The sequence below is a fragment of the Pseudofrankia coriaricola genome (assembly GCF_001854805.1).
In the GTDB taxonomy this organism is placed as follows: Bacteria; Actinomycetota; Actinomycetes; order Frankiales; family Frankiaceae; genus Pseudofrankia.
The window spans coordinates 1-23,936 of sequence record NZ_MBLO01000082.1 but is presented as its reverse complement, the minus strand read 5'-3'; the positions used below and the strand labels follow the sequence as shown (position 1 = coordinate 23,936).

Below are 23,936 nucleotides of genomic sequence, written 5' to 3'. Positions count from 1 at the left end.
CGCCCGGCGTGTGCCCCGATCGGGCACTGCAAACACCATGACAGCCAGCCCGGGCGCCTGGCAAACCCCGAAAACAACGTGACCCGCATCACCCGGCATTGGAAGCCGAAAACAAATACCGCCCGGCCGGGAAACGGGTCGGTAATCGTCGCCCCGCGCACTCGGCCGCCGCCGCCGCGTGGCAATACTTCACCAGGGTGACCGGGTCACCACCGACCTGCGCGCCCCGTCTATCCACCCGCCACCCCCCGTCAATGTCTGTGACGAGCGCCACAGCGAAAACCCGCCATCCGACATCGACGTTGTTAGGCTGATTTGGCGGGCGCCTTCGCGCGACTTCCTGGGCCAGGCCCAGGCGGCACGTTCCACCACCTTCGGCGGTCTTTGGGCAGTTGGACCGGATTGGTTGTCGGTGCTGCGCGAGGCCGGCCGCGGGGTCAGCCAGGCCGGCCGCCGGGCTAGAGGGCCAAAGGGTGTGCGAAAATGATCTTCCTTCGCACGCCCGGCGGCCGTTGTCCCCAGGATCACTAACGGGTCGCGACGGTGGTGGTGTCCCGGCCGGAACGCAGCAGGGTGCCGGGGGTGGCGCCGGTCGGCTGGCCGTCGGCGACGATCTGGACGCCGCCCACGAAGACGGCGGTGACGCCGACCGAGCCGGCGGTGAGCCGGGCGGCCCCGGCCGGCAGGTCGCGCACGAGCCGCGCGGGCTCGGAGTCGACCGTCGCCGGGTCGAAGACGATGAGGTCGGCGGCGTTGCCCTCGGCGACGACGCCGCGCCCGCGCAGGCCGAACGCCGCGGCGGGCTCGCCGGTAATCATCGCGACCGCCCGCTCCAGGCCGACGAGCCGGCGCCCGCGCAGGCAGTCGCCGAGGAAACGGGTGGGGTAGGGGGCGCCGGCCATCCGGTCCAGATGGGCGCCAGCGTCGGAGCCGCCGAGCAGCACGTCCTCGTGCTCCCAGGTCTGCGCGCGTAGCGCCCAGGACTCGGGGTTGTTGTCGGTCGGCATCGGCCAGAGCACGGTGCGCAGCTCGTCGGCGGCGGCGATCTCGACCAGGGTGGCGAACGGGTCCTGGCCGCGCTCGGCCGCGATGTCGTCGACGACCCGCCCGGACAGGCCCTCGTTCGCGGGGGAGTAGGTGTCTCCGATGACGTAGCGGCCGAAGTCCGCCAGGCGCCGCAGGACGCCGGCCTCCGGCGCGTCCGCGGCGGCGAGCATCCGCTCCCGCACGTCCGCGTTTCGCAGGGCCGCGATCCGCTCGGGGAGGGACAGGCCCATCACCTCGCCCCAGCCCGGGATGAGGTGCAGGGCGCAGAACGTCCGCAGACTCATGTTCATCGGGACCAGCGTCGGCATGGTCAGCGCGATCACCCGTCCGCCCAGCTCGCGGGCCCGCGCCGAGGCCGTGAGCTGGCGCGGCACCCGCTCCGGCGCGGCGGCGTCGATCGTCAGCACGTTCCAGTTCAGCGGCCGCCCGGCCGCCGCCGACAGCTCGGCGAGCAGCTCGATCTCGTCGTCGCTGAACATGTTCAGGCAGCCCGGGACGATGCCCTCCAGGACCGTTCCCTCGTGGTCGCCCACCGCCCTGGCGAGCGCCGTGAGCTCGCCCCGGTCCGCCCAGCGGGAGGCGACCGGCTGGCCGTCCCCATCGCTGTGGGTGCCGGACAGGGTGGTGGAGAGGCCCAGCGCACCTGCCTCGAGCGCGGCGTGCAGGCCGGCGGCCATCGCGGCGACCGCCTCATCCCCCGCGGCCGAGCCGACCGCCGCCGGGCCCATCACGTAACGGCGCAGCGCGCAGTGCCCGACCAGGAAGCCCGCGTTGACGGCGATCCGGCCGTCCAGCCCGTCCAGGTACTCGGCGAAGGACTCCCAGCCCCAGGCGACACCCGACTCGAGCGCCTCCAGCGGCATGCCCTCGACCCGCGCCATCATCCGGCGCAGATAGTCGGCCTCGTCCTGCCCGCCCTGCCCGCCCTGCCCGCCATCCCCGCTCTGCCAGCCGGCGCCGCCGGGCCCGGCGCCGCGCGGGCGCAGCGGGGCCAGGGTGAAGCCGCAGTTGCCGCCGAGGACGGTCGTCACCCCGTGCTGGCTCGACGGTGTGGCGTACGGGTCCCACCACAGCTGGGCGTCGTAGTGGGTGTGTACGTCGATGAACCCGGGGGAGACGACCAGGCCGGTGGCGTCGACGGTCACCCCGCCGGCCGGCGCCTCGGCGGTCCCGATGCTGCCTGGGGCGCCGACCGCCACGATCCGCCCGTCCCGCACGCCCACGTCGGCGGCGCGTGCTGGCGCCCCGGTGCCGTCGACGAGCAGCCCACCCCGCACGACCATGTCGAGCACTGCGCTCTCCTCCCACGCGACGTCCCGACATTAGCTCTGAACCTGACGACCCGTCAGGTTCTTGGGTGGAAGCCTGTGCACCGCCCCCGGCCGCTGGCCACCGACGTGCGCCGACGGGTCGACCGTGCCCTGACGAACGGTCAGGAAGTCGCTGGATCGCTTTCGCTCGGAGGGGAACCTGTTCTAGTCTGTGGCGGCGCTCACGTCACCAGGGAGTATTGCCGCGACCACGGGCGCGGGCCTCCGGGCCGTCGCGACCGCCCGCTGACGCGTACCGGCCGGCGGACGCCCCAGACACGAACAGACCGCTGGACCGAACACGACCGCAGGACTGACGACGGAGAGGTCCGATGGCCCGCAGACACGTCCTCCCGATGTTCCTCGGGACAACCGGACCTACCAGATCGCTTCGCGATCCGGCAGGAACCCCGGCCGGGCGTGCGAAGAAAGATCATTTTCGCACGCCCTTTGGCCTCCCGGTCGGCCGCCGGCGCGCACGACTCGCGCCGGTTCTCGCCGCCGCCAGCGCCCTGCTGGTCATCGTGGCCGGCTGTACCCGCTCATCGGACGAGACCGAGACGGGCGGTGGCGGCTCAGAGGCCCCGGCCACGTCGGCGCCCGCCGCCGCTCCCGGCGACTTCGGCACCGAGAAGGGCATCTGCGGCCCGGGCACCGCCTCGAAGGCGACCGGCCGCGGCGTCACCGCCACGTCGATCACGATCGGCACCTTCGGGGACCCCGGCAGCACCATCACCCCGGGTCTTGGCCAGGAGTTCTTCGACGTCGGCGAGGCGTTCGTCGCCTGGTGCAACAAGGCCGGCGGCATCAACGGCCGCCAGTTGGTCCTCAACAAGCACGACGGGAAGCTGACCGACGTCGCCGCGCGCATGATCGACGCCTGCCAGACCGACTTCATGATCGTCGGCGGCGGCAACGCCGTCGACGCCCCCGGCGTCCAGCCGCGCGAGGAGTGCAAGCTCGGTTCGGTCCCGGCCTACGGCGTCTCCCCGGAGGCGCTGAACGCCAAGCTGCAGGTGCGCGCCCAGCCGAACACGGCCGCGCGTTACCCCGTCGGCGGCTTCCAGTCGATGGCCCGCCTGTACCCGGACGCGATGAAGGCGCTCGGCGTCGGCGGCAGCACGCTCGGGACGCTGCGCCCGCAGGGCCTGCGGCTGCAGGAGGGGCTCACCCAGCTCGGCTTCACCGTGGCCGACTACCAGGAGCTGCCGCCGCTGGTCACGAACTTCCGCCCGTTCGTCGAGCAGCTCAAGAACAAGGGCGTGCAGGGCTACCAGCCGATCGGCCTCCAGGACCCGTCGCCGCTGGTCACCGCGATGAACGACGTCGGCCTGTCGCTCAAGTTCATGATCTTCGAGAACCAGCTGTACGACCCGCTGACGATCCAGGCCGCCAAGGCGACGAAGTTCCCGACGACCTACGTCGTGCTCGACCACGTCCCCTGGGAGCTGGCCGCGCAGAGCCCGGTGGCCCAGGAGGCCGTCGACCTCGTGCACGCGACCGTGCCGAACGCGAAGCTCACCGACTTCACCGCGCTGTCCCTCAACGCCTGGGTGCTGTGGGCCAAGTCGGCGACCGCCTGCGGCGATGACCTCACCGCCGACTGCGTGCTCGGCAAGGCCGGCGCCGAGAGCGCTTGGACCGCCGGCGGCCTCTACCCGGAGCGCAACCTCGTCGCCGGCCAGCAGAAGACCACGAACTGCTACCTGCTGATGAAGGTCACGCCGGACGGCTTCGTCTACGACAAGGACGCCACCGGCCCGAACAAGGGCTTCTTCAACTGCGACGACAAGAACGTCGTGACGCTCGCCAACCCCTTTACCGACGTCTCCGGCTGAGCGGTCCCGGGTGGACATCGGCATGATCTACTTTGGAGCGGTGACGTGAGCAGCGAGCCGGAGCACGGGCCGGAGACCCAGCCGGAGACCGGGTCAGAGCCCAGGCTGGGCACCGGGCCGGAGCCCAGGCCGGGCACCGGGCCGATCAACTTCGCGGACATGCTCGAACTGATGGCGGACGCGGTGCCCGACCGGCTCGCGCTGGTGGCCCCGCCGGTCCGGCTGACGTTCGGCGAGCTCGACGCCCGCGTCGACCGGGCGGCCCGGCTGTTGCGCGGGGCCGGCGTGCGCGCCGGCCAGCATGTCGGGATCTACGCGGTGAACCGGGCTGAGTGGGTCGAGTCGATGTTCGCCTGCATGAAGCTGCGGGCCTCGTCGATCAACATCAACTTCCGCTACGTGCCGGCCGAGCTCCGCTACCTCATTACCAACGCCGACCTGACGGCGATGGTGGTCGAGCGCCGCTACCTGCCCACCGTCGCCGAGATCCTCGCCGACGCGCCGGACCTGCGCGTGCTGGTCGTCCTGGAGGACGGCACCGACCCGGCCGACGACGGCGGGATCGGCGCGCTCGCGGGCTCCGCCGGCGCGCTCGCCGACCGTGGGATCCGGGTGATCGGCTATGAGGACGAGCCGGCCGACGGCGGCCCGGTGCGCGCCCCGCGCAGCGGCGACGACGTGTTCGTCCTCTACACCGGCGGCACCACCGGCATGCCCAAGGGCGTCCTGTGGCGCCATGAGGACCTGTTCCATGCGGCGATCGGCCGCCCGCTGCCGGACGGGTCGGAGCCGCGGGCGCTCGCCGACACCCTCGCCCACACCGCGAACCCACCGCTGAAGTACATGGTCATGGCGCCGCTCATGCACGGCGCCGCCGAGTTGAGCCTGCTGATCAGCGTCGGCACCGCCGGGACGGCGGTGCTCTGGTGCGGCCGCCACTTCGACGCCGACGGCGTGCTCCGCCTGGCCGCCGAGGAGCGGGCGACGTCGATGACCGTCGTCGGCGACGCGATGGCCCGGCCGCTCGCCGACGCGCTGAAGGCGGCCCCCGGCCGGTACGACCTGTCCGGGCTGCTGGCGTTCTCGAACACGGGCGCGCCGATGTCCGGCCAGGTCCGCGACGACCTCGCCGCCGCGCTGCCGAACGTGTTCCTGCTCGACTCCTACGGCGCCTCCGAGTTCGGCCACAACGGCAGCGCGGCCGGCGGGCGCCGCGTCTTCCAGCTGACCCCCGACACGGCCGTGCTCGACGAGAACCTCGAGCCGGTCGCGCCGGGCTCGCCGGAGCCGGGACGGATCGCCCGGCGTGGCGCCATTCCGCTCGGCTACTACAAGGACAAGGAGAAGACGGACGCGACGTTCCTGCGCGACGCCCGCGGCGTGCGCTGGGTCGTGCCCGGCGACCTCGCGCTGGCCCACGAGGACGGCACCGCCCAGCTGCTCGGGCGCGGCAGCACGGTGGTGAACACCGGCGGCGAGAAGGTCTTCCCCGACGAGGTCGAGGACGCGCTCAAGGCGCACGAGGCGGTCTTCGACGTCGCGGTCGTCGGCGTGCCGGACGAGCGGTACGGCGAGCGGGTGGTCGCGCTGGTCGCGCTGCGCGCGTCGGCGACGGCGACGGCGCCATCACCGTCACGGGCGGCGGCGCCGCCCGGCGGGCCGACGACCGCCGCGGAGCTCCTCGCTCATGCCCGCGTGCACGTCGCCGGCTATAAGGTTCCCAAGGAGATCCACATCGTGGACGCGATCGCCCGCAACCCCGCCGGCAAGCCGGACACGGTCTGGGGGCGGACGACCGCGCGGCGCCTGTCCGACGAGGCCGCCGCGGCCGAGGCGCGGGCCGCCGCGGCCCACGCCCCCGAGGAGGCGAACGCGTGACCACCACCGCCGAGACGTCCGGCAGCGCGCCCGCGGCCGTCGCCGCGACCCAGGCTCCGCAGTCGGGCGACCTCTACCGGCCGTCGTTCCTGCCCGACCTGCTCATCGCCGCGCTCGGGCGCAATCCCGACAAGCCCGCCGTCTACATCGGCGACCTCGCGCTGACCGCCGCCGAGGTGGCCGCCGAGATCAGCCGCTACGCGCAGGCCTACGCCTCGGTCGGCCTGCGGGTCGGCAGCCGGACGGCGATGCTCGCGCCGAACCGGCCCGAGGTCCTGTTCGCCATGGGCGCCAACATGATCACCGGCTGCCGTTCGACGTCGCTGCACCCGCTCGGCTCCGTCGACGACCACGTCTACGTGCTCACCGACGCCGAGGTCGAGACGCTCGTCGTCGACGAGAAGTTCGCCGACCGTGCCGCCGTGTACCTGGAGCGGGTGCCGACGCTGCGCCAGGTCCTCACGTTCGGCCCGACCGACCTGGGGCCCGACCTGCTCGCGCTCGCCCCCGGCTTCACCCCGGCGCCGCTGCGCGCCCCGGCGGTCGGCCCCGACGACGTCGGCGGCCTGACCTACACCGGCGGCACCACCGGCCGCCCGAAGGGCGTGCTCGGCACCTACCGCAACGCCGCCGCGATGACGCACATCCAGCTCACCGAGTGGCAGTGGCCCGACGAGCCGCGCTTCCTCATGTGCACCCCGCTCAGCCACGCCGGCGCGGCGTTCTTCATCCCGGTGCTGCTGCGCGGCGGCTGCCTGGTGGTGCTGCCCGGCTTCGAGCCGGGCGCGGTGATCGACGCGATCGAGAAGTACCGGATCAGCGCGACCATGCTGGTCCCCACGATGATCTACGTGCTGCTCGATCACCCGAAGCTCGCCACCGCCGACGTCTCCAGCCTGCGCACCATCTACTATGGCGCCGCCGCGATGTCGCCGGCCCGGCTGGCGGAGGGGATCAACCGGTTTGGCCAGGTCTTCTTCCAGTACTACGGCCAGTCCGAGTCACCGATGACGGTCACCGTGCTGCGCAGGGAGGAGCACGACCTGTCCCGGCCGGAGCGGCTGGCCAGCTGCGGCCGCCCGGTGCCGTGGGTACGGGTCGCGCTGCTCGACGACGACGGCAACGAGGTCCCGGACGGCGAGCCGGGGGAGATCTGCGTGCGCGGGCCGCTGAACTGCGGCGGCTACTGGAAGCTGCCCGAGCAGACCGCCGAGCTGTTCAGGTATGGCTGGCTGCACACGGGAGACATCGCCCGGCGCGACGAGGAGGGCTACCTCTACATCGTCGACCGCAAGAAGGACATGGTCATCTCCGGCGGTTTCAACATCTTCCCGCGCGAGGTCGAGGACGTCCTGTCCGCGCACCCGGCGGTGGCCGCCGCCGCCGTCATCGGCGTCCCCGACGAGAAGTGGGGCGAGGCGGTGAAGGCCGTCGTCGTGCGCCGCCGCGGCGTCACCGTCCCCGACGACGAGCTCGCCGCCGAGCTGACCGCGCTCGTCCGCGACCGCAAGGGCCCCCACCACGCGCCGAAGACGGTGGACTTCACCGACTCGATCCCCGTCAGCCCCCTCGGCAAGCCCGACAAGAAGACGCTGCGCGCCCGCTACTGGTCCACGACCGCCCGCCAGGTCAACTGAGCGGGCGCCACAAGCCCGAGCGTCGCCCCGCGGAGTCGCGGTACAAACGGAGGCACCGGACCGAGGTCCACCCGCCCGCCGCCAGGCCCGTCCTGCCGCCATCCGTCCCGGCCCAGCCGGGCCCAGTCCTGTCATCACCCGGCGCGGCGGGTTCCGTGCCATCGCGAAGAGGAGCTTCCATGCCCGTCATCGTCGCCAGCGTCGTCCCGAAGCCCGAGCATGTCGACGAGGTGCGCTCGGCCCTGCTCGACGCCGTCCCGGCGGTGCACCAGGAGCCGGGCTGCAAGCTCTACTCGGTGCATGAGACGCCCGGGAAGTTCTACTTCATCGAGGAGTGGGCCGACGACGCGGCGCTTGCCGCCCACTCCGGCTCGCCCGCCCTCGCCGAGATGGCCAAGCGCCTCGACGGCCTGACCGACGGCGCCTTCGACCTCGCGATCCTCACCCCCCTCCCCGCCGGCACCCCCGAGCAGGGCCAGCTGCGCCCCTAGCCGGCGTCCATCCCTTTGGGGCCGTGCCTGATCAGGCATGCCTCTGCGCCGCGCCTCCGTTCTGAGAGCGGAAATCCTGGCGCAGGCGGCGGATCGCGTAGATCACGCGGTATCTGGCGTGGCCGCGGAAACGGTGCAGCGGCCACAGGGCGGTGGTGCCCTCGACCGGGCTGGCGTGCAGCAGCAGGTCGTGGCCGGCCGCGCGGATGCCGGTACAGACGGCGACGTGGTTGACGGGGAAGTCCCCGAAGTTCAGCAGCTCACCGTCCTGGTAGCGCGGCACGAACTCCTCCAGGCACACGCGTGGTTGGTCCGTGCCGAGCCACACGAGGTCGCCCGCCCGCAGCTCTGCCAGGGCCGGGACCGGCTCGAAGCGATCCAGGTCGTAGAACAGCTCCAAGGACTGGAACTCGGCGGGAAGGACATAGCCGAACAGGTCACGGATCACCAGGTGGGCCAGCGTGACGCAGTTGAGCCCGTCACGCTGGGCGTCCACCCGGTGGCGGACTCGCGCCGGGCCCTGGGAGAAGACGTAGCGGAACGGGGGGTCGAGATAGGACCGGAAAACCTCGTTCACTCGCGCCTCCTCGGCGCAGCGTAGCCGGCTTCGACACGGCGCTGCCTGGTTTCCAGCCGGTGGGGACCTGCCCTCAACACGGTGCGGTGGGCGTCTGCCGCCGCGCTGGCGGTGCCTACCGCGGTCCAGGCTCGGCGGCTCCGAAGAGCTGGGCGACGTAGCGGGTCGGCGGGTTCTCGGCGAGATCGGTGGGCTTGCCCTCGGCGGCGACCGCGCCGGCGTCGAGGATGACCACGCGGTCGGCGAGGCCGGCCGCGTCCGTGGGGTCGTGGGTGACAACCAGGACGGCGGCGCCGGTCGCGGGCAGCGTCGCGCGCAGGAAGGCACGCAGATCGACGCGGGTGGTCGCGTCGAGCGCGGCGAGCGGCTCGTCGAGCAGCAGCAGACGGGGGCCGGTGGCGAGCGCCCTGGCCAGGGCGACCCGCTGGGCCTGGCCGCCGGACAGGGTCGCCGGCCTGCGCGGGCCGAAGCCGGCCAGGCCCATGCGGTCCAGCCAGGCGTCTGCCGCGGCGTGCGCGTCGCGACGGGAGGTCAGGCGACGGGCACGCAGGCCGAAGGCGACGTTGTCACGCACCGACATATGCCTGAACAGCAGATAGTCCTGGAAGACGACGCCGACGGGCCGGTGGCGCGGTTCGACGAACCGGTCGGCCGCCGCGTCGTCGAGCACCTCGCCGTCGAGCGCCACCAGGCCGTCGCGCAGGGGCAGCAGCCCGGCGAGCGCCGCGAGCAGGCTGCTCTTGCCGGCCCCGTTCGGCCCGAGCACCCCGACGACCTCACCCGGCGCGACATCGAGCGCGACGTCCAGGGTGAACGCCTCGCGGCTGACGACCACCCGCGCCCGCAGCCCCGCGGCGCCCTCCTGGACGGTCACACGGCCGCCCGGCTGACGGCGTCCCGCGCCGCGGGCAGCCAGCGGCCGCGCAGGGCGGCGAGCACGACGACGGAGGTGACGAGCAGGACCAGGGACAGCGCGATCGCCGCATCCGAGTCGCTCTCCATCGCCGAGTAGACGGCCAGCGGCATCGTGCGGGTGGTGCCGGGGAGGCTGCCCGCGAAGGTGATCGTCGCGCCGAACTCGCCGAGCGCCCGCGCCCAGCACAGCACCGCGCCCGCCCCGATCGACGGCGCGACCGCCGGCAGGGTCACCCGGCGGAACGTGTACCAGGGTGAGGCGCCGAGCGTCGCCGCCGCGTCCTCGTAACGCCGGTCGGCGCTCAGCAGCGCGCCCTCGACGGCAACGACGAGGAACGGCATCGCGACGAACGTCTGGGCGACCACGACGGCAGTCGTGGTGAACGGCAGGCTGACGCCGAACGCCTCGTACAGGTAGCGCCCCGCGACGCCGCGCCGGCCCGCGGCCAGCAGCAATGCCACGCCGCCGACGACGGGCGGCAGCACCATCGGCAGGGTCACCAGCGCCCTGGCGAGCCCCCGCCCGGGGAACTCCACCCGCGCGAGCAGCCATGCCAGCGGAACGCCGAGCAGAAGGGACAGCACCGTCGCCACGGTTGCCGTGCGGATCGACAGCCACAGCGCCTCGCGGACGTCCGCCTCGCGCAGCAACCTCGGCAGGCTGTCCCACGGCGCCCGCCACACCAGCCCGACGAGCGGCAGTAGCAGCAGCAACGCGCCGAGCGCCGCCGGCACGACCAGCGGCCATGGCAGCCCACCGCCCCGCCGGCCGCGTCCCCGGCGCACCCGCCGGTTCGGAGGCCGGCGGGCCGGTCCGTGCCTACGGCCTGGTGCCGGCGCATCGACCGCCGGCGTGGCGGCCGAGGCCCGGGGTGACCCGTCGTTCTCTCCCGTGGAGCCGTGTGCGGCCAGCGCCGGCACGTGGTCCGATGACGAGGCCGCGGCCCCGCCATCGCGTGACACCGCCCCGCCTCCAGACAACCCCGCCTCCGACGGTCCGCCGCCAGACGGCCTGCCGTCGGACGGTCCGCCGCCGGACGGGCCGCCATCGGACGGCCTTCCGCCAGACAACCCGGCGTCCGACGGTCTGCCGTCGGACGGCCGCCGGGCTGGGGGCTCGGCGCCGCCGCGCGCGGGCGCCTTCGCCGAGCCTCGATCGGGCGGCACGGCCCGCGGATCAGCGGGGCCGCGGGCGCCGGCTCCGGGAGCTGTCATGGCTGGGTCACTGAGGCTTGCTGAAGCCGGCCTTGCCGAGGACGTCGATGCCGGTGGTCGAGAGGACGAAGTCGGCGAACGCCTTGCCGGTGGCCTGGTGGTCGCCGCCGGTCAGCGTCGCGATCGGGTAGTCCGTCGAGGCGTTCTGGGCGTCCGGGATCTCGACGCCGAGGACCTTGTCACCGGCCGAGGCGACATCGGTCTTGTACACCAGTGCCGCGTCGACCTCGCCGAGCTGGACCAGCGACAGCACGCTCTTCACGTCCTGGCCGAGGGTCGCCGGCTTGACCGTCACATTGGCCTTCTTCAGCGCCGCGAGGCTGGTGGCGCCGCAGGGCACCTTCTCCTCGCACAGGGCGACCTTGACGCCGGGCTTGGCGAGGTCGGCGAGGCTCGCGATGTGCGCCGGGTTGCCCGGCGGGACGGCGATCTCCATGCTGTTGCGGACGAAGACCGTCGGAGTGGCGGCGGTCAGCTTCGCGTCGGTGACCTGCTTCATGGTGGCGTTGCTCGCGGAGGCGAACACGTCGGCCGGGGCACCGGCGATGATCTGCTGGGCGAGCGCGGAGCTGGCCGCGAAGTTGAGTTTCACATCCGCGCCGGGGTGCGCGGCCTCGAACTGGTCCGCGAGCGCGGTGAACGTCTCGGTCAGTGAGGCGGCGGCGAACACCGTCACCGGCGTCGCCACCGGGTCCTTCGTCGGTGACGCCGACGCGGTCGTCGACGCCGCGGCAGACGTCCCCGAACCGGTCGTGTCGTCGCCGCAGGCGGCGGCGCTCAGCGCCAGTGCTGTGGCGGCCAGGAACACGGTCAGTGCGCCGCGACCCCGCCGTGTCCGCCGTAACGGCTCGTCCGTCGCCGGGCCGGCAGCCCGACGTCTCGCGTCAACCCACGATCTGATCATTTTGCCCCCACCTGTCCGAGAAGAGGCCGGCCGGCCGATCCGGCCGGCGATGCCGAGTGACTGTGCTGTCACCACCGACACGCGCCGGAGCTGCGCGCCTACCGCCTGACCGGCAGCTCGACGACGACGTTGGTCGCCTTCACCGCCCCGACCGCGAGCACTCCGGGCTCCAGCCCCAGCTCGTCGGCCGCCTCCCGGCTCATCAGCGAGACCACCCGGTAGGGGCCGCACTGCAGCTCAACTTGGGCCATCACGCCGTCGCGCAGGACTCGCGTGACGATCCCCGGGAAGCGATTCCGGGCCGACTCGCCCGCGATGGGCGCCCGGCCGAGCGCCGGTTCGTTCGACGAGCTGACCTCGCTCGCGAACCGGGCCAGCTCCGTCGCCTCGATCGCCTGGCGGCCGGCGTCGTCCCTGACTGTCGGCAGCCGACCACTGTCCGCCCACCGGCGCACTGTGTCGTCGCTGACCCCTAACAGCGCGGCGGCCTCGCTGATCCGAAAGTTCGGCACGGTGGTCACCATACCGACGCATTAGCGGGGCTGCCTGCCAGTTCGCGCCGCGGATGCGAACCGGTGTGGCCGGCCGCGGCCGCGGCGCGAACCGATGCCGGCCGACACCCGCCATCGCCGGGGTCGCGGAGTCGACCATCCGGCTCCGCGGGCCCACCCGGGTGTGGTTGCCTGGTACCACCAGGTTTCCCTGATCCGAACCGGCCGAAGGAGGCGCGACAGCGACGTTCGCCCGCCTCTGGCCCGGCTGGTGTGCCTCGTTCGCGTCCCCGGCGGCCCCTGCTCTGTGGGGGTAAGCCGTCGATGACCGTCGACGTCACCAAGGGCGCCAGCATCGCGCTCACCAAAGAGGGCTCGGACCTCACCCGCGTGACCGTCGGCCTCGGCTGGGATCCTGCCCCGCGGGGCTCCGAGGAAGACTTCGACCTGGACGCGAGCGCGCTCGCGCTGCGCGCCGACGGCCGGATCGTGTCCCGGGACTACTTCGTCTTCTTCAACAACCTGTCCAGCACGCACAGCGAGATCACCCACCGCGGCGACAGCCTCACCGGCGAGGGCGACGGCGACAACGAGCAGATCGACGTCCAGCTCGACGCGCTGCCCCCCACGGTCGAGCGGGTCGTCTTCGCGGTCACCATCCACAACGCCGACTACCGTCGCCAGGACTTCGGGCATGTCCAGCGCGCGTTCATCCGGGTTGTCGACGCCGTCCGGGGTGTCCAGCTCGCCCGCTACGACCTCACGACCGACGCGGCCACCGACACCGCGATGCTCTTCGGCGAGCTGTACCGCGACGACCGGGGCTGGCATTTCCGCGCGCTCGGCCAGGGCCGGCACGACGGCCTCGCCGGTATCGCCCGCCAGTTCGGCTTCGACGTCTGACCCGGAGGCAGCGCGCGCTCTACCGCGCGCGGCCTTCGGCGCTCCGGGGCGCGACCTCGACTTGCGACCGTGGAAGCGGCGGAGGTACGACATCCATGCCAGCGCCGCCCTGTCGCGGTCGCGGTCGCTCGAGTCACCTGAACCGCCCGGCGGCCAAGGCGCCGAGTCGGATCTGTCAGCCGATTGTCTTCCTTGTCGTTGTTTGGGAAGCACGGGGCGAGGTAGATAGCAAGCGATCGACTGTCTCCCGCCGGAGGGATTCCCGTGCTAGTCACTATCATCTCCTGGATCATCCTCGGCCTCATCGCCGGCGCGGTTGCCCGCCTGCTGGTGCCGGGCCCGGACCCGATGGGCATCCTGGCGACGATCCTGCTTGGTATCGCCGGCTCGTTCGTCGGCGGTTTCCTCGGTTACGTGTTGTTCGACAAGGACCTCGGAGAGGGCGCGCTGCAGCCCTCGGGCATCATCGGCTCCATCATTGGTGCCATCATTCTGGTGCTGGTTGTCCGGGCGACCCGGCGGGGGCGCGCGCTGCGCTAGGCCACTGGTGAACGCTAGGTCACTGGCAAATCCGACGGTGCCGGCCCGTCCGCCCCGCCGGGCAGATTCTGACGGGAGCATGAGGCGTTGCACGGACTCGGGGTGTGGCCGACGGCCACACCCCGAGCGGCGTTTCGGAATGACAGGCAACGGGTGGCGACGATGCCAGGTGGGGAACGATCCTGTCAGACCGGAATTCCGGCGGCGCGGGCGGAGCGCAGCCAGGCCGGGAACTCACCAAGCATCCGGCGGTAGAGGGCCTCGTCGTCGATCGCGTCCAGGTCGTCCACCGCGAAGAACCCGGCATTGTCGACGAGGCGGCCCGAAAGTGCGTCCAGCTTCTCGAGAATGCCGTACTGCGCCTTTCCGACCCCTATGAACTGCCAGAAGATCGGTAGGCCAGCGGCCCGCCGCAGCAGGTCGGCGATCAGCCGGTCGCGGTAGAGGCCGCCGTCCGTGAGCACCAGCACCAGCGCCGGCGGTGGCGAGGAGAGGGGCGCGAAGTGCTCGACGACGAGCGTCATCACCTTCTGTTCCTCGTTCTGCCCGCCGATGCCGTCCCAGTTCGGGATCGGCCAGCCGGCGGCCCGCGCCGCCTGCTCGCGGGCGAGCGTCGCGTCCGCGCCGCCCTGGCCGGTCGTCGCCTTGCGCATCCGCACATAGAGCGGGATCCAGTCGGCCAGGTAGTCGACGCGCAGCGGCGGGAGCGCGAGCGGCTCCGTCGCGTAGGACCAGACATCCAGCGTCCCGTCGTCGTCCATGGTCGCCGCGACGGCCGCGACCCGTTCGACGACGCGGGCGACCGTGCCCGCCTTGTAGAGGCCGCGCATCGACCCGCTGGCGTCGAGTGCAAGCGCGACCCGTGCCTGCCGGCCGGCGATGCCCTGCTTGGTGAGGACCGTCTGGACGGTCTTCTTGCGCAGGTCGAGCCGCTTGCGCATGTCGATTCTCGCGTCACCGGTCGACGGAAGGTCCGCGGCGTTGGCCACCGCGGGCTCCGCGGCTCCGTTGGGTGCCGCGGGCGTCGCGGGAGCGGAGGCCGCGGCGGGTCCGGGCTGTGCGGCTGGTTTCCGGGTGGCGAACGAGGGCGCCGGCGCGACCTGCGGCGCTGGCACCGGAGCCGCGGCCGGCATGGGCGGGGAGATGTCCTCATCGCCGCCGACGTCGACGCCGTAGTCGGTCGCCAGGCCCGCGAGGCCAGAGGCGTAGCCCTGGCCGACGGCGCGGATCTTCCAGGCATCGGCGCGCCGGTAGAGCTCGACGACGACCAGCGCCTTCTCCGGCCCCAGCCGCGGCGGGTCGAAGCTGGCAACCTCCGTACCGCTGCTGAGGTCCTTTACCTTCGCCCAGACTCCCAGGCCGCCGAACGTCAGCTGTGGGGTGACGACGTCGATAGTCGCGGTCACGACGATCGACTGCACGTCCGCCGGCTGGGCGGTCGGGTCGACGGTGACCACCTCGGCGGCTCCGTCCGGCGTGCGTCCGATGTGTCGGACCGACCCGTCCGGGCTGCTGGGCGCGTTGAAGAAGATCATGTCGGTGTCCTCGCGGACCTTACCGTTGGCTCCCAGCCGCAGCGCGCAGACATCCAACGAGGTGTTGGCGCTGCCGGCGTCCGCCGGCCGCCAGCCAACCGTGATCTCGAGCAACCTGTCCGGAAGTGCGGCATTCGCGCCTTTGGTCAACTCCACACGCGCAATATTGCTCCCCGTCCGGGAACGGCCGCGCAGGCCGGTCCAGGACCTCTCACCTCAGAGCGTGACCCAACCTCGGCGGCGTGCGCCGTCATCGCGGCAGACCGTGCGCCGCTGAGAAGGTCGGAGACGCGTGGGCGAGCGCGGGTCGGGGTCCTCGCCTGGGCCGCCGACGTGATCGCGAGGGTGTCACCCGGCCGGGCTACCGCCGCGAGCGCGAACTGTGGCAGATCAGCCCGTCTATGGGCTCGCCCATCCGACACACATTGATGGCAGCGCGGTGAAGTGTGTCAGTTCAGCCCGTCCATAGACCCGCCCATCCGCCACAGTTCGAGGTCGGATGTCAGTCGTCGGCGGCGCTCTCGGCCCAGTCGGCGGCGATCTCGCCGAAGACGGCTGGGTCGCCGTCGCGGTTCCAGTAGGCGGTGGCGACCTGGACGGCGCTGGCGCCGGCGCGCAGGAAGTCGGCGACGTCCCTGCCGGTCGTCACCCCACCGGCGCCGACGATCTCGACGTCCGCGGGTAGCAGCTGGCGCAGCTGCCGGACCTGGCCGAGGGCGACCGGACGCAGCGCCGGACCGGCGAGCCCGGCGAGTTCCACCCCGATCACCGGCCGCCCGGCGCCGTCGAAGGCCAGCGCGTTCGGGAAGGTGTTGGTCGAGCAGACATAGCGCGGACCGCCGCGCCCTGCCCCGCTCGTGGCACCCGTTTCGCCGATAGCGCCGGTTTCGCCTGTCGTGCCGGTGGCCAGCTTGCCGATCACGTCGGCGAGGCTCGCCAGCGCCTCCGGGTCGGAGAACGGCGAGACTTTCACCCCGTAGGGGATCGGGGCCGGCACGGCGCGCAGCACGTCGTCGACGGCGGCGCAGATCGCCGCGGTCTGGCCCGGGTCGAAACAGGCGATGCGCTTCTGGGCGCCGCCGTCCCAGACGTTGGGGCAGGCGAGGTTGAGTTCCAGCAGGTCGACGCCGGTTGGCGCGGCCGCCGCGGCGGCCTGGGCGTAGTCCCCGACGGAGAAGCCGGCGATGCTCAGCACCAGTGGCTTGCCGGCGTCGTGCGCGAGGCGTGCCATCGCGGGCAGGTGCTCGCGGTAGTAGTCCAGGCCCCGGTTGGGCAGGCCGAGCGCGTTGAGCGAGAAGCCATCGCCGGCATGGTAGGTGGCCCCGGAGTTGCCCGTCCGGGCCGAGACCGTGATCGATCCGACCATGACGGCGGCGGTGGCCGAGCGGGCGAGTTCCGACACGTCCTCGAGGGACTTGCCCGTGCCGGCCGCGTTCATGACCGGGTGTTCCAGGTCGATCCCGCACAGCGCCGGCATGCGTCCGCCCCTTCCGGGCCGCCTCGGCGGCCGACCGGCACCGGCGTCCGCCGGTGGCGCCTCCATCTTGCCTGGCGCCACCGGATGCCCGACGAGCCCGAGACCGGAGCAGCCTGGGGAGGGCGTCCGGCGCCCTCCCCAGGCCAGCCGTCGGCTGGGTCAGCCGAAGAGGCTGTCGATGAGGGAGAGGCCGCCGTCGGCGGACTTGCCGATGTCGAAGCAGTGGTCGAGGCCCCGGAAGTAGCCGGTGGAGAAGGCGGCGGTGCGCTGGGTCGGGTTGCCGTGCGCGCCTTCCTGGGTGTTGGCCTCCGAGGCGAACCAGTTGCCGCCGTCGTCGCCGAGGCTGAAGAACAGCAGTGCGCCCTTGCCGACGTCGCCGAGCGGCAGCCGGCCGGCGTCCTGGGTGAACTTCGCCTCCGCGCCGGCGAGGCAGTCGGCCTGGTTCTCCTCGGAGCGGGACACCACGCCGACCCGGTTGGTCAGCGCGCTCGCCCGGTGGCCCAGCTCATGCATGAGCACCAGCATCGGGTAGGCGGTGTCCTGCTTGGAGAGCTCGGCCATGAACTCGGCGCTGTAGGCGACCGTGTCGTCGAGGCTGCAGTAGAACGCGTTACTGGCGAAGTCGTCCGGGTCCCTGCTCTGGGCCCCGCACTCGTCCTGCGGGATCTCACCGTCGTGGTACTCGAGGAAGCGTGGCACAGTCCAGCCGCTGCCCAGCTTCTGCGACCAGAACGTGTTGGCGCCTCCGGGGCAGCCAATCGGCCCTGTAACGACCTTGAGGGCACCGTCGGGGGTGTCCGCGGAGCCGCCGCACTCGGCGCTGGTCCCGCCGCCCGCGGCTGTCGCCGCCGCCGTCGGGTCCGCCGTCGCGGTGCCCCCCGGCTGGCAAGCGGCGAGCATTCCCGCCGACAACACCACCGAAACCGTGATAGCGGCGATTGTCGCCCATCTCGTACGCACGTCGCGACCGTACCGGTTTGGGACCCGTCCGCGGCGGCCCCGTCGGCCCGGCGACACCGACCTCGGCCCCACAGGACGCCTGGCGGGCAGGCGCTCACGGGTCCGGTGACGCCCGACTCATCGTGCCTCGGGAGTGTAGGACTGCCGATAGTGGGTAATTTCCAGCCCGGGGGCGACCGCCCGCATGGCCTTTCCGGTGGGGAGAATCGATGGCCGACACTCGGACGTACAAAAGAACGACCGTCGGGGTACTTATCTATCTAGTCGTCGGCCTGATCATCACGGTGAACCAGGGCTACTGGCATCCGGACCGTTGGGACGGCCATTTCCTGTCCAGCCTGCTCACCGGCATTGTCGCCACCGTGCTCTGGCCGCTCGCGTTGTTCTACACGTTCATTCTCACCAGCAACTGAGCAGCTTCTCTCCCCCGCCGAAATTGACGGTGCGGGTCGTGTCCGGGCTGCCGGGGCAGCCGATCGGCCCGGAGACGAACCGGATCGCGCCCGCGAGGTTTCCGTACCGCCGCGGGCGGGATCGGGGCCCGCGCTGCCGCCGGCCGGCGTCGTGCCCGACGTGCCCACATCCTCGAACTGGCAGCCGGTCAGGCTGCCCCCCGACAACAGCACCGAGACCGTGATAGCGGCAATTGCTGCCCATCTCGTACGCACGCCGCGACCGTACCGATTTGGGACCCGTCCGCGGCGGCCCCGTCGCCCCGTCAGTCCGGCGACACCGACCCCGGCCCGGCAGGACGCCTGCCGGGCCGGTGCTCGCGTGGTCCGGTTCCGCCCGGCTCATCGTGCCTCGGGGGTGTAGGGCTGGTCGATTGTGGGTAATTTCCGGGAACAAGCCACATTATGAGGCTCCGGGAGTGACGATGGTCGCGGTTCGTAGCTACACGAGGGCGTCGCTCGCGACGCTTGTATACCTAGTCATTGGCTTGATCATAGCGGTGAACCAGGGTTACTGGCATGTGGACCGGTGGGACAACCATTTCGCGTCCAGCCTGCTGACCGCGCTGGTGGCGACGGTGCTCTGGCCGATCTCGCTGTTCTACAACTTCATTCTCACCGAGAGATGAGCCTCCGGGGGCATTCCCACCTGGCCCGTGGCGCGAGCGGGCGAGGTCAGGTGATGGTGACCGGTGTTCCGACCGGAAGCAGGTCGGCGAGTTCGGTGATGTCCTCGTTACGCAGCCGAATGCAGCCCATGCTGACGTCGGTGCCGACGCGTTCCGGCTGGTTGGTGCCGTGCAGCCCGATGATGCCGTCGGCCCCGTTGAAGGTGGTGACGACGTCGGAGAAGCCGGAAAGGCCGAAAGCGTACGGTCCCCACGGCCCGGCCGGGCTCGCGGGCTTCAGCAGCTCGGCCAGGTAGAAACGCCCCGCCGGGGTCGGCGTGCTCCCGGTGCCGATGCCGACGGGGTAGACCCGCGCCGGCTTCCCGTTCTGGAAGACGGTGAGTTCGTGGCGGGTCCGGTCGACGGTGAGCGAGTATGGAGTCGCCATGAGCCGGACGCCGGGCCGCCGGATCCAGCCACTCGTCCCGTTCGGCCGCACCGGCAGCGAGACCCGCAACCAGTCGGCGTCGTAGTGCTCGACGAGCAGGGCCAGCGGCGCGCCCTGCGCGTTCGGGTTGGCCAGGGTGCGGGTGGCCGCCTTCTCGGTGGCGGCGCCGGTCGGCGGCGAGTCCGAAGGCGGAACCGACGCCGGGGCGGTGGAGCCGTCGGCAGTCCCGGTTTCGGGCGCCCGCTCGGCGAAGATCGGGACGTCGCGGTCCTGGGGCCAGGCGACCAGGCTCCATCCCTTCGGCAGATGCGCGGGGTCGAGACCGTCGTCGGCGCCCGTCGTGGCCGACGGCCGTGGCGGGCTCGCCGTCGTGCCCAGCCGCGCCGCCGGCCTGGCCTCGTCGTGGCTCTTCCCGCAGCCGGTCGCGAGCGCGCCGAGCGCCGCGACGACCGCGAGCGCGACGGGCATGCCGGCTCGACGCCTGGTGCGTGATCCGGCGGCGCGCGGTCGTCCCCATCCGGTCGGTTGGGCCGTCGCCGCCTGGTCGTCTCGCCGTCGCAGCACCGCTCCGACCCTCCCGCCCGTCGCCTCACCGCTCGCCTCGCGAAGACTACTGTGCGTAGTCGTCAGCTTGGGCCAGCGTGGCGTTCAGGCGCGAACCGCCGGGACAACCCGATCCCCGCCGTTCGGCGGCCCGGGCCGGGTGTGAGCCGGGCCGGGCCGCCGAACGGGCAGCGGGGCGGGTATCCGCGCCTACGGCTCGGGCGGAGGTGCTTGCGGTCAGCGACCGGTGCGGGGGACGCCGTTCTCGTCGACGAGGCCGGCGCGGCGCAGCGCGTCGGCGATCGCGCCGGTCGGCGGGGGCGCCGAACGCCCACCCCGCTGGCCACCGCGCCCGCCGCCACCACCACCACCGCCGCGCTGGGCACCGCCGCCGCGCTGGGCACCGGCGCCGCCGCGCGTGTCGCCACGCCCGGCACCCCCGCCATCGCGCTGGCCACCACGGCTGTCGCCGCCGCGGCCCCCGCCACGGGGCTCGCGGTCCCCGGGGCGCCCGCTCTCGCGGGCGTCGCCACCGGGCTGGCCGGCGCCGCCCCGGCCGCGCGGGCCACCGCCGCGCGCGTCCCGCCCGCCGCCCTGGCCGGCGGGCCGCGCCGCGGAGCCGCCGCCCGAGCTCGCCCGGTTGGCGGCCTCGTCGTCGAGCCGCAGGGTCAGCGAGATCCGCTTGCGTGGGATGTCGACGTCGAGGACCTTGACCTTGACGATGTCGCCCGGCTTGACGACCTCACGCGGGTCGCGCACGAACGACTTCGACATCGCCGAGACGTGCACCAGGCCGTCCTGGTGCACGCCGACGTCGACGAAGGCGCCGAACGCGGCCACGTTGGTGACCACGCCCTCCAGCACCATGCCGGCGACCAGGTCCTTGATCTCGTCGACGCCCTCGGCGAACGTCGCGGTCTTGAAGCCCGGGCGCGGGTCGCGGCCGGGCTTCTCCAGCTCGGCGAGGATGTCGGTCACCGTCGGCAGGCCGAAGGTGTCGTCGACGAAGTCCGTCGCCTTCACGGTGCGCAGCGCGCCGGCATTGCCGATCAGCCCGCGGATGTCGGTGCTGGTGGCGGTCAGGATGCGCCGGACCACCGGGTAGGACTCGGGGTGCACGCTGGAGGCGTCCAGCGGGTCGTCGCCGCCCGGGATGCGCAGGAAGCCCGCGCACTGCTCGAACGCCTTCGGCCCGAGCCGGGGCACCTCGCGCAGCGCCGTGCGGGTCCGGAACGGTCCGGTGGCGTCCCGGTGCGCGACGATGTTGTCGGCGAGAGTCGCGCCGATACCGGACACCCTGGTCAGCAACGGCGCGGATGCCGTGTTCACGTCGACACCGACGGCGTTCACGCAGTCCTCGACGACGGCGTCGAGCGAGCGGGACAGCTTGACCTCGCTCAGGTCGTGCTGATACTGGCCGACGCCGATCGACTTCGGGTCGATCTTGACCAGCTCGGCGAGCGGGTCCTGCAGCCGGCGGGCGATCGAGACCGCGCCGCGCAGCGACACGTCCATCTCCGGCAGCTCTCGGGAGGCATAGGCACTCGCCGAGTAGACCGACGCGCCGGCCTCCGAAACGACGATCTTGGTGAGCTTCAGCTCCGGCACGCGCTGGAGGAGCTCCTCCGCGAGCTTGTCGGTCTCCCGCGACGCGGTGCCGTTGCCGATCGAGATCAGATCGACCTTGTGCGCCGCGCACAGCCGGGCGAGGGTCGCCAGCGCCTCGTCCCAGCGCCGCGCCGGGACGTGCGGGTAGATCGTGTCGGTGGCGACGACCTTGCCGGTGGCGTCGACGACGGCGACCTTCACGCCGGTGCGGTAGCCCGGGTCAAGGCCCATTGTCGCGCGGGTGCCGGCCGGCGCGGCGAGCAGCAGGTCGCGCAGGTTGGTGGCGAACACCTTGACGGCCTCGTCCTCGGCGGCCTGGAAAAGCCGCAGCCGCAGGTCGATGCCCAGGTGGACCAGGACGCGGGTGCGCCACGCCCACCGGACCGTGTCCGCGAGCCAGCGGTCGGCGGGCCGGCCCTGGTCGGCGACGTCGAAGCGGGCGGCGATCTTCGTCTCGTACCCGGACGGCCCGGCGGGCGCCGTCACGTCGGCGTCCTCCGGCTCCGGGTCGAGGTCCACGTCGAGGACCTCCTCCTTCTCGCCGCGGAACAGCGCGAGGATCCGGTGCGACGGCAGCGACGTGAACGGCTCGTCGAAGGCGAAGTAGTCGGAGAACTTGGCCCCGACCTCCTCCTTGCCCTCGCGGACCTTGGAGACCAGCCGGCCGCGTGTCCACATCCGCTCGCGCAGCTCGCCGATGAGGTCCGCGTCCTCGGCGAACCGCTCGACCAGGATCGAGCGGGCGCCGTCGAGCGCTGCCGCCGCGTCGGCGACGCCCTTCTCGGCGTCGACGTACCCGGCGGCGGTGCCCGCCGGGTCGAGCGTCGGGTCGCCCAGCAGCGCGTCGGCGAGCGGCTCCAGTCCCGCCTCGCGGGCGATCTGCGCCTTGGTGCGCCGCTTCGGCTTGTAGGGGAGGTAGATGTCCTCCAGCCGCGCCTTGGAGTCGGCCGCGTTGATCTGCGCCTCGAGCGCGTCGTCCAGCTTGCCCTGCGACCGGATCGACTCCAGGATCGCCGCCCGCCGCTCCTCCAGTTCCCGCAGATAGCGCAGCCGCTCCTCGATGGTGCGCAGCTGCGCGTCGTCGAGGGTGCCCGTCACCTCCTTGCGGTAGCGGGCGATGAACGGGACGGTCGAGCCGCCGTCGAGCAGCCCGACGGCCGCCGCGACCTGCGCCTCGCGCACCCCGAGCTCGCCGGCGATGCGGCCCTCGATGGACAGCTGGGATCCGCTGCCCGCGCCAGGTCGCGCCGTCGCCGCCGCGGCCCCCCCAGATCTCTCCTGAACCGGCGAAGCGGGCCCGGGAGGTCCGGAATCCGCGTCAGCAGGTCGTTGGGGGAGCGCGTCGGCGGGTACCTGGGCTTGCGCGGTGGACGTCGTCGTCACAGATGATCTCCTCCGGTCCCGTCCGATTATTCCGGAGCCGGGCCGGCGGAGGCCGCAGTGCCCCTCCCACCGGTCGCGCTTTCCCCAGACATGGGATCGGACCGATCGGTGCGGGGCTCGACTATGCCGCCACTGTCAGGCGCCGCCACTGTCAGGCGCCGCCACTGTCAGGCGTGGTCGCGGACCAGCTCCGGGCCGACGCCGGCGGCCCGCGCGCAGTGCGCGCAGCAGAAGAACCGGCGGTCCACCTCCACGCCATGACCACTGATCTTCACGCCGCAGTGCTCACAGACCGGGCTCATCGCGTGGATCGCGCATTCGAAGCTGTCGAAGACGTGCACGGCGCCCTGCGCATGCACCTCGAAGCTCATCTCGTAGTCGTTCGAGCAGACCTCGCACACGGCCATCGTCGCGCTCCCTTCGCAGCCCACGCCCCACCGCTCGCGGGGGAGCTCGTCGCTACGGAGAGTAGTCGCGGTTGTGGGATCGGGCTACGGGAGCCGGGCCAGGATCCGGTAGGCGTTGGCGCGGGTGCCGCGGGTCAGATAGGGACGGCTCGCGGCCTCGGCGAGGGCGGCGGCGGGCAGCAGCGGAGCGAGCGCGGCGAACGTCGCCACCCGCCTGGCCCTGCTCAGGCCCGGGTGGGCGTCGGCGCGCCAGGGCAGGCTCGGTGACGGGGCGAGCCGCTGGCACAGGCCCCACCACGCCATCGGCGCGTCTCCGGAGATATGGGTCTCGCCGAACGCGACATCCTCGACGCGCAGTCCGCGCTCGGTCAGCGCCGCGGCGAGGTTGTCGGCCGGGAGCAGGTTCAGGTGCTGGGGGATGAGCATCCCCGACGCGAGCGGCCCGTAGACCCGCAGTGCGGGGCTCTCCGGGTTGGGGATCTCGATGAGGAGGTGGCCGCCGGGGGTGAGGGCGGTGGTGGCGGCGTCGAGTTCGGTGCGGGGGTCGCGGGTGTGTTCGAGGTAGTGGAACATGCTGATGACGTCGTAGTGGCCGGCGAGTTTTGGGGCGAGGTCGGGGAATTGGCCGCGGTGTGCGGTGTTGATCCAGCCGCGTCGGGCGGCTTCGTCGATGCCGTCGCCCATGTCGAGGCCGTCGAAGACTGTCTCGGGCCAGACGTCGCGGGCGACGAGGCAGAAGTGTCCTAGGCCCGCGCCGACGTCCAGCCAG

At 72.5% G+C, this 23,936-nt stretch carries 21 protein-coding genes; 8 read left to right on the top strand and 13 right to left on the bottom strand.

The features are described 5' to 3' along the window. Window positions 1-527: 527 nt before the first annotated feature. Window positions 528-2,330, bottom strand: coding sequence for an N-acyl-D-amino-acid deacylase family protein (locus BCD48_RS14400; protein WP_241841724.1), 1,803 nt, complete (start codon window positions 2,328-2,330; stop codon window positions 528-530). A 359-nt stretch (window positions 2,331-2,689) separates the two neighbouring features. Between BCD48_RS14400 and BCD48_RS14395 the strand changes: the two genes are divergently transcribed. The 4 genes from BCD48_RS14395 to BCD48_RS14380 all read left to right on the top strand — a co-directional run bounded on the left by BCD48_RS14395 (window position 2,690) and on the right by BCD48_RS14380 (window position 8,201). After that, window positions 2,690-4,195 (top strand): ABC transporter substrate-binding protein, encoded by a 1,506-nt coding sequence (locus BCD48_RS14395; RefSeq protein ID WP_083418630.1) that lies wholly within the window; start codon window positions 2,690-2,692, stop codon window positions 4,193-4,195. 45 nt (window positions 4,196-4,240) lie between these two features. Then, the gene (locus BCD48_RS14390) at window positions 4,241-6,073 is read left to right on the top strand and encodes an AMP-binding protein (RefSeq protein WP_083418629.1); all 1,833 of its coding nucleotides are present in this window, start codon (window positions 4,241-4,243) and stop codon (window positions 6,071-6,073) included. Beyond that, on the top strand, window positions 6,070-7,710 hold the full coding sequence (locus BCD48_RS14385) for an AMP-binding protein (protein ID WP_083418628.1): 1,641 nt from the start codon (window positions 6,070-6,072) through the stop codon (window positions 7,708-7,710). The genes BCD48_RS14390 and BCD48_RS14385 overlap by 4 nt, the downstream gene beginning before the upstream one ends. Before the next feature lie 179 nt (window positions 7,711-7,889). Continuing rightward, entirely contained in the window at window positions 7,890-8,201 is a 312-nt protein-coding gene (locus BCD48_RS14380; protein WP_071048871.1) for a putative quinol monooxygenase, read from the top strand. A gap of 31 nt (window positions 8,202-8,232) precedes the next feature. On the opposite strand, the gene BCD48_RS14375 is transcribed toward BCD48_RS14380, so the two are convergent. The 5 genes from BCD48_RS14375 to BCD48_RS14355 all read right to left on the bottom strand — a co-directional run bounded on the left by BCD48_RS14375 (window position 8,233) and on the right by BCD48_RS14355 (window position 12,324). Beyond that, on the bottom strand, window positions 8,233-8,778 hold the full coding sequence (locus BCD48_RS14375) for a hypothetical protein (RefSeq protein ID WP_071048870.1): 546 nt from the start codon (window positions 8,776-8,778) through the stop codon (window positions 8,233-8,235). A 115-nt stretch (window positions 8,779-8,893) separates the two neighbouring features. Beyond that, a complete protein-coding gene (locus BCD48_RS14370; protein WP_071048869.1) occupies window positions 8,894-9,652 on the bottom strand; it encodes a sulfate/molybdate ABC transporter ATP-binding protein in 759 nt (252 codons plus the stop codon). Then, on the bottom strand, window positions 9,649-10,479 hold the full coding sequence (locus BCD48_RS14365; RefSeq protein ID WP_071048868.1) for an ABC transporter permease: 831 nt from the start codon (window positions 10,477-10,479) through the stop codon (window positions 9,649-9,651). Before BCD48_RS14365 ends, BCD48_RS14370 begins: the two co-directional genes overlap by 4 nt. A gap of 436 nt (window positions 10,480-10,915) precedes the next feature. Then, window positions 10,916-11,716, bottom strand: coding sequence for a molybdate ABC transporter substrate-binding protein (gene modA / locus BCD48_RS14360; protein ID WP_349308018.1), 801 nt, complete (start codon window positions 11,714-11,716; stop codon window positions 10,916-10,918). Window positions 11,717-11,910: 194 nt separating this feature from the next. Then, complete coding sequence (locus BCD48_RS14355) at window positions 11,911-12,324, bottom strand: TOBE domain-containing protein (RefSeq protein WP_116271518.1); 414 nt, start codon at window positions 12,322-12,324, stop codon at window positions 11,911-11,913. A gap of 303 nt (window positions 12,325-12,627) precedes the next feature. On the opposite strand from BCD48_RS14355, the gene BCD48_RS14350 reads away from it, so the two are divergent. Together BCD48_RS14350 and BCD48_RS14345 are read left to right on the top strand one after the other, a co-directional pair. Then, window positions 12,628-13,206, top strand: coding sequence for a TerD family protein (locus BCD48_RS14350; RefSeq protein WP_071048866.1), 579 nt, complete (start codon window positions 12,628-12,630; stop codon window positions 13,204-13,206). A gap of 264 nt (window positions 13,207-13,470) precedes the next feature. Further along, on the top strand, window positions 13,471-13,746 hold the full coding sequence (locus BCD48_RS14345) for a GlsB/YeaQ/YmgE family stress response membrane protein (RefSeq protein WP_071048865.1): 276 nt from the start codon (window positions 13,471-13,473) through the stop codon (window positions 13,744-13,746). Window positions 13,747-13,931: 185 nt separating this feature from the next. Here the strand turns inward: BCD48_RS14345 and BCD48_RS14340 are convergent, their stop codons facing one another. The 3 genes from BCD48_RS14340 to BCD48_RS14330 all read right to left on the bottom strand — a co-directional run bounded on the left by BCD48_RS14340 (window position 13,932) and on the right by BCD48_RS14330 (window position 17,673). Continuing rightward, on the bottom strand, window positions 13,932-15,437 hold the full coding sequence (locus BCD48_RS14340; protein ID WP_083418626.1) for a VWA domain-containing protein: 1,506 nt from the start codon (window positions 15,435-15,437) through the stop codon (window positions 13,932-13,934). Window positions 15,438-15,783: 346 nt separating this feature from the next. Then, window positions 15,784-16,758, bottom strand: a complete 975-nt coding sequence (locus BCD48_RS14335) for a beta/alpha barrel domain-containing protein (protein WP_071048864.1) — start codon at window positions 16,756-16,758, stop codon at window positions 15,784-15,786. A gap of 159 nt (window positions 16,759-16,917) precedes the next feature. Continuing rightward, window positions 16,918-17,673 (bottom strand): neutral zinc metallopeptidase, encoded by a 756-nt coding sequence (locus BCD48_RS14330; protein WP_312629652.1) that lies wholly within the window; start codon window positions 17,671-17,673, stop codon window positions 16,918-16,920. A gap of 254 nt (window positions 17,674-17,927) precedes the next feature. Between BCD48_RS14330 and BCD48_RS14325 the strand changes: the two genes are divergently transcribed. Next, a complete protein-coding gene (locus tag BCD48_RS14325) occupies window positions 17,928-18,131 on the top strand; it encodes a hypothetical protein (RefSeq protein ID WP_071048862.1) in 204 nt (67 codons plus the stop codon). Between the two features lie 539 nt (window positions 18,132-18,670). After that, window positions 18,671-18,799 (top strand): hypothetical protein, encoded by a 129-nt coding sequence (locus tag BCD48_RS54880; protein WP_274536529.1) that lies wholly within the window; start codon window positions 18,671-18,673, stop codon window positions 18,797-18,799. A gap of 46 nt (window positions 18,800-18,845) precedes the next feature. On the opposite strand, the gene BCD48_RS14315 is transcribed toward BCD48_RS54880, so the two are convergent. From BCD48_RS14315 to BCD48_RS14300, 4 genes are all read right to left on the bottom strand, one after another. Continuing rightward, window positions 18,846-19,694, bottom strand: a complete 849-nt coding sequence (locus BCD48_RS14315) for a L,D-transpeptidase family protein (RefSeq protein WP_071048861.1) — start codon at window positions 19,692-19,694, stop codon at window positions 18,846-18,848. A gap of 312 nt (window positions 19,695-20,006) precedes the next feature. After that, the gene (locus BCD48_RS14310) at window positions 20,007-22,595 is read right to left on the bottom strand and encodes a Tex family protein (RefSeq protein WP_071048874.1); all 2,589 of its coding nucleotides are present in this window, start codon (window positions 22,593-22,595) and stop codon (window positions 20,007-20,009) included. Window positions 22,596-22,927: 332 nt separating this feature from the next. Then, window positions 22,928-23,167, bottom strand: a complete 240-nt coding sequence (locus tag BCD48_RS14305; RefSeq protein ID WP_071048873.1) for a metallothionein — start codon at window positions 23,165-23,167, stop codon at window positions 22,928-22,930. Between the two features lie 84 nt (window positions 23,168-23,251). Then, window positions 23,252-23,936: class I SAM-dependent methyltransferase (locus tag BCD48_RS14300; protein WP_131803987.1), on the bottom strand; the 685-nt coding region annotated here is incomplete at its 5' end.

What these genes read in the sequence shown, in the direction of transcription:
- BCD48_RS14380 (WP_071048871.1), top strand. Translation starts at nt 7,890, where the DNA reads ATGCCCGTCATCGTCGCCAGCGTCGTCCCGAAGCCCGAGCATGTCGAC.
- BCD48_RS14335 (WP_071048864.1), bottom strand. Translation starts at nt 16,758, where the DNA reads ATGCCGGCGCTGTGCGGGATCGACCTGGAACACCCGGTCATGAACGCG.
- BCD48_RS14305 (WP_071048873.1), bottom strand. Translation starts at nt 23,167, where the DNA reads ATGGCCGTGTGCGAGGTCTGCTCGAACGACTACGAGATGAGCTTCGAG.
- BCD48_RS14315 (WP_071048861.1), bottom strand. Translation starts at nt 19,694, where the DNA reads ATGCCCGTCGCGCTCGCGGTCGTCGCGGCGCTCGGCGCGCTCGCGACC.
- BCD48_RS14400 (WP_241841724.1), bottom strand. Translation starts at nt 2,330, where the DNA reads ATGGTCGTGCGGGGTGGGCTGCTCGTCGACGGCACCGGGGCGCCAGCA.
- BCD48_RS14350 (WP_071048866.1), top strand. Translation starts at nt 12,628, where the DNA reads ATGACCGTCGACGTCACCAAGGGCGCCAGCATCGCGCTCACCAAAGAG.
- BCD48_RS14325 (WP_071048862.1), top strand. Translation starts at nt 17,928, where the DNA reads ATGGCCGACACTCGGACGTACAAAAGAACGACCGTCGGGGTACTTATC.
- BCD48_RS14395 (WP_083418630.1), top strand. Translation starts at nt 2,690, where the DNA reads ATGGCCCGCAGACACGTCCTCCCGATGTTCCTCGGGACAACCGGACCT.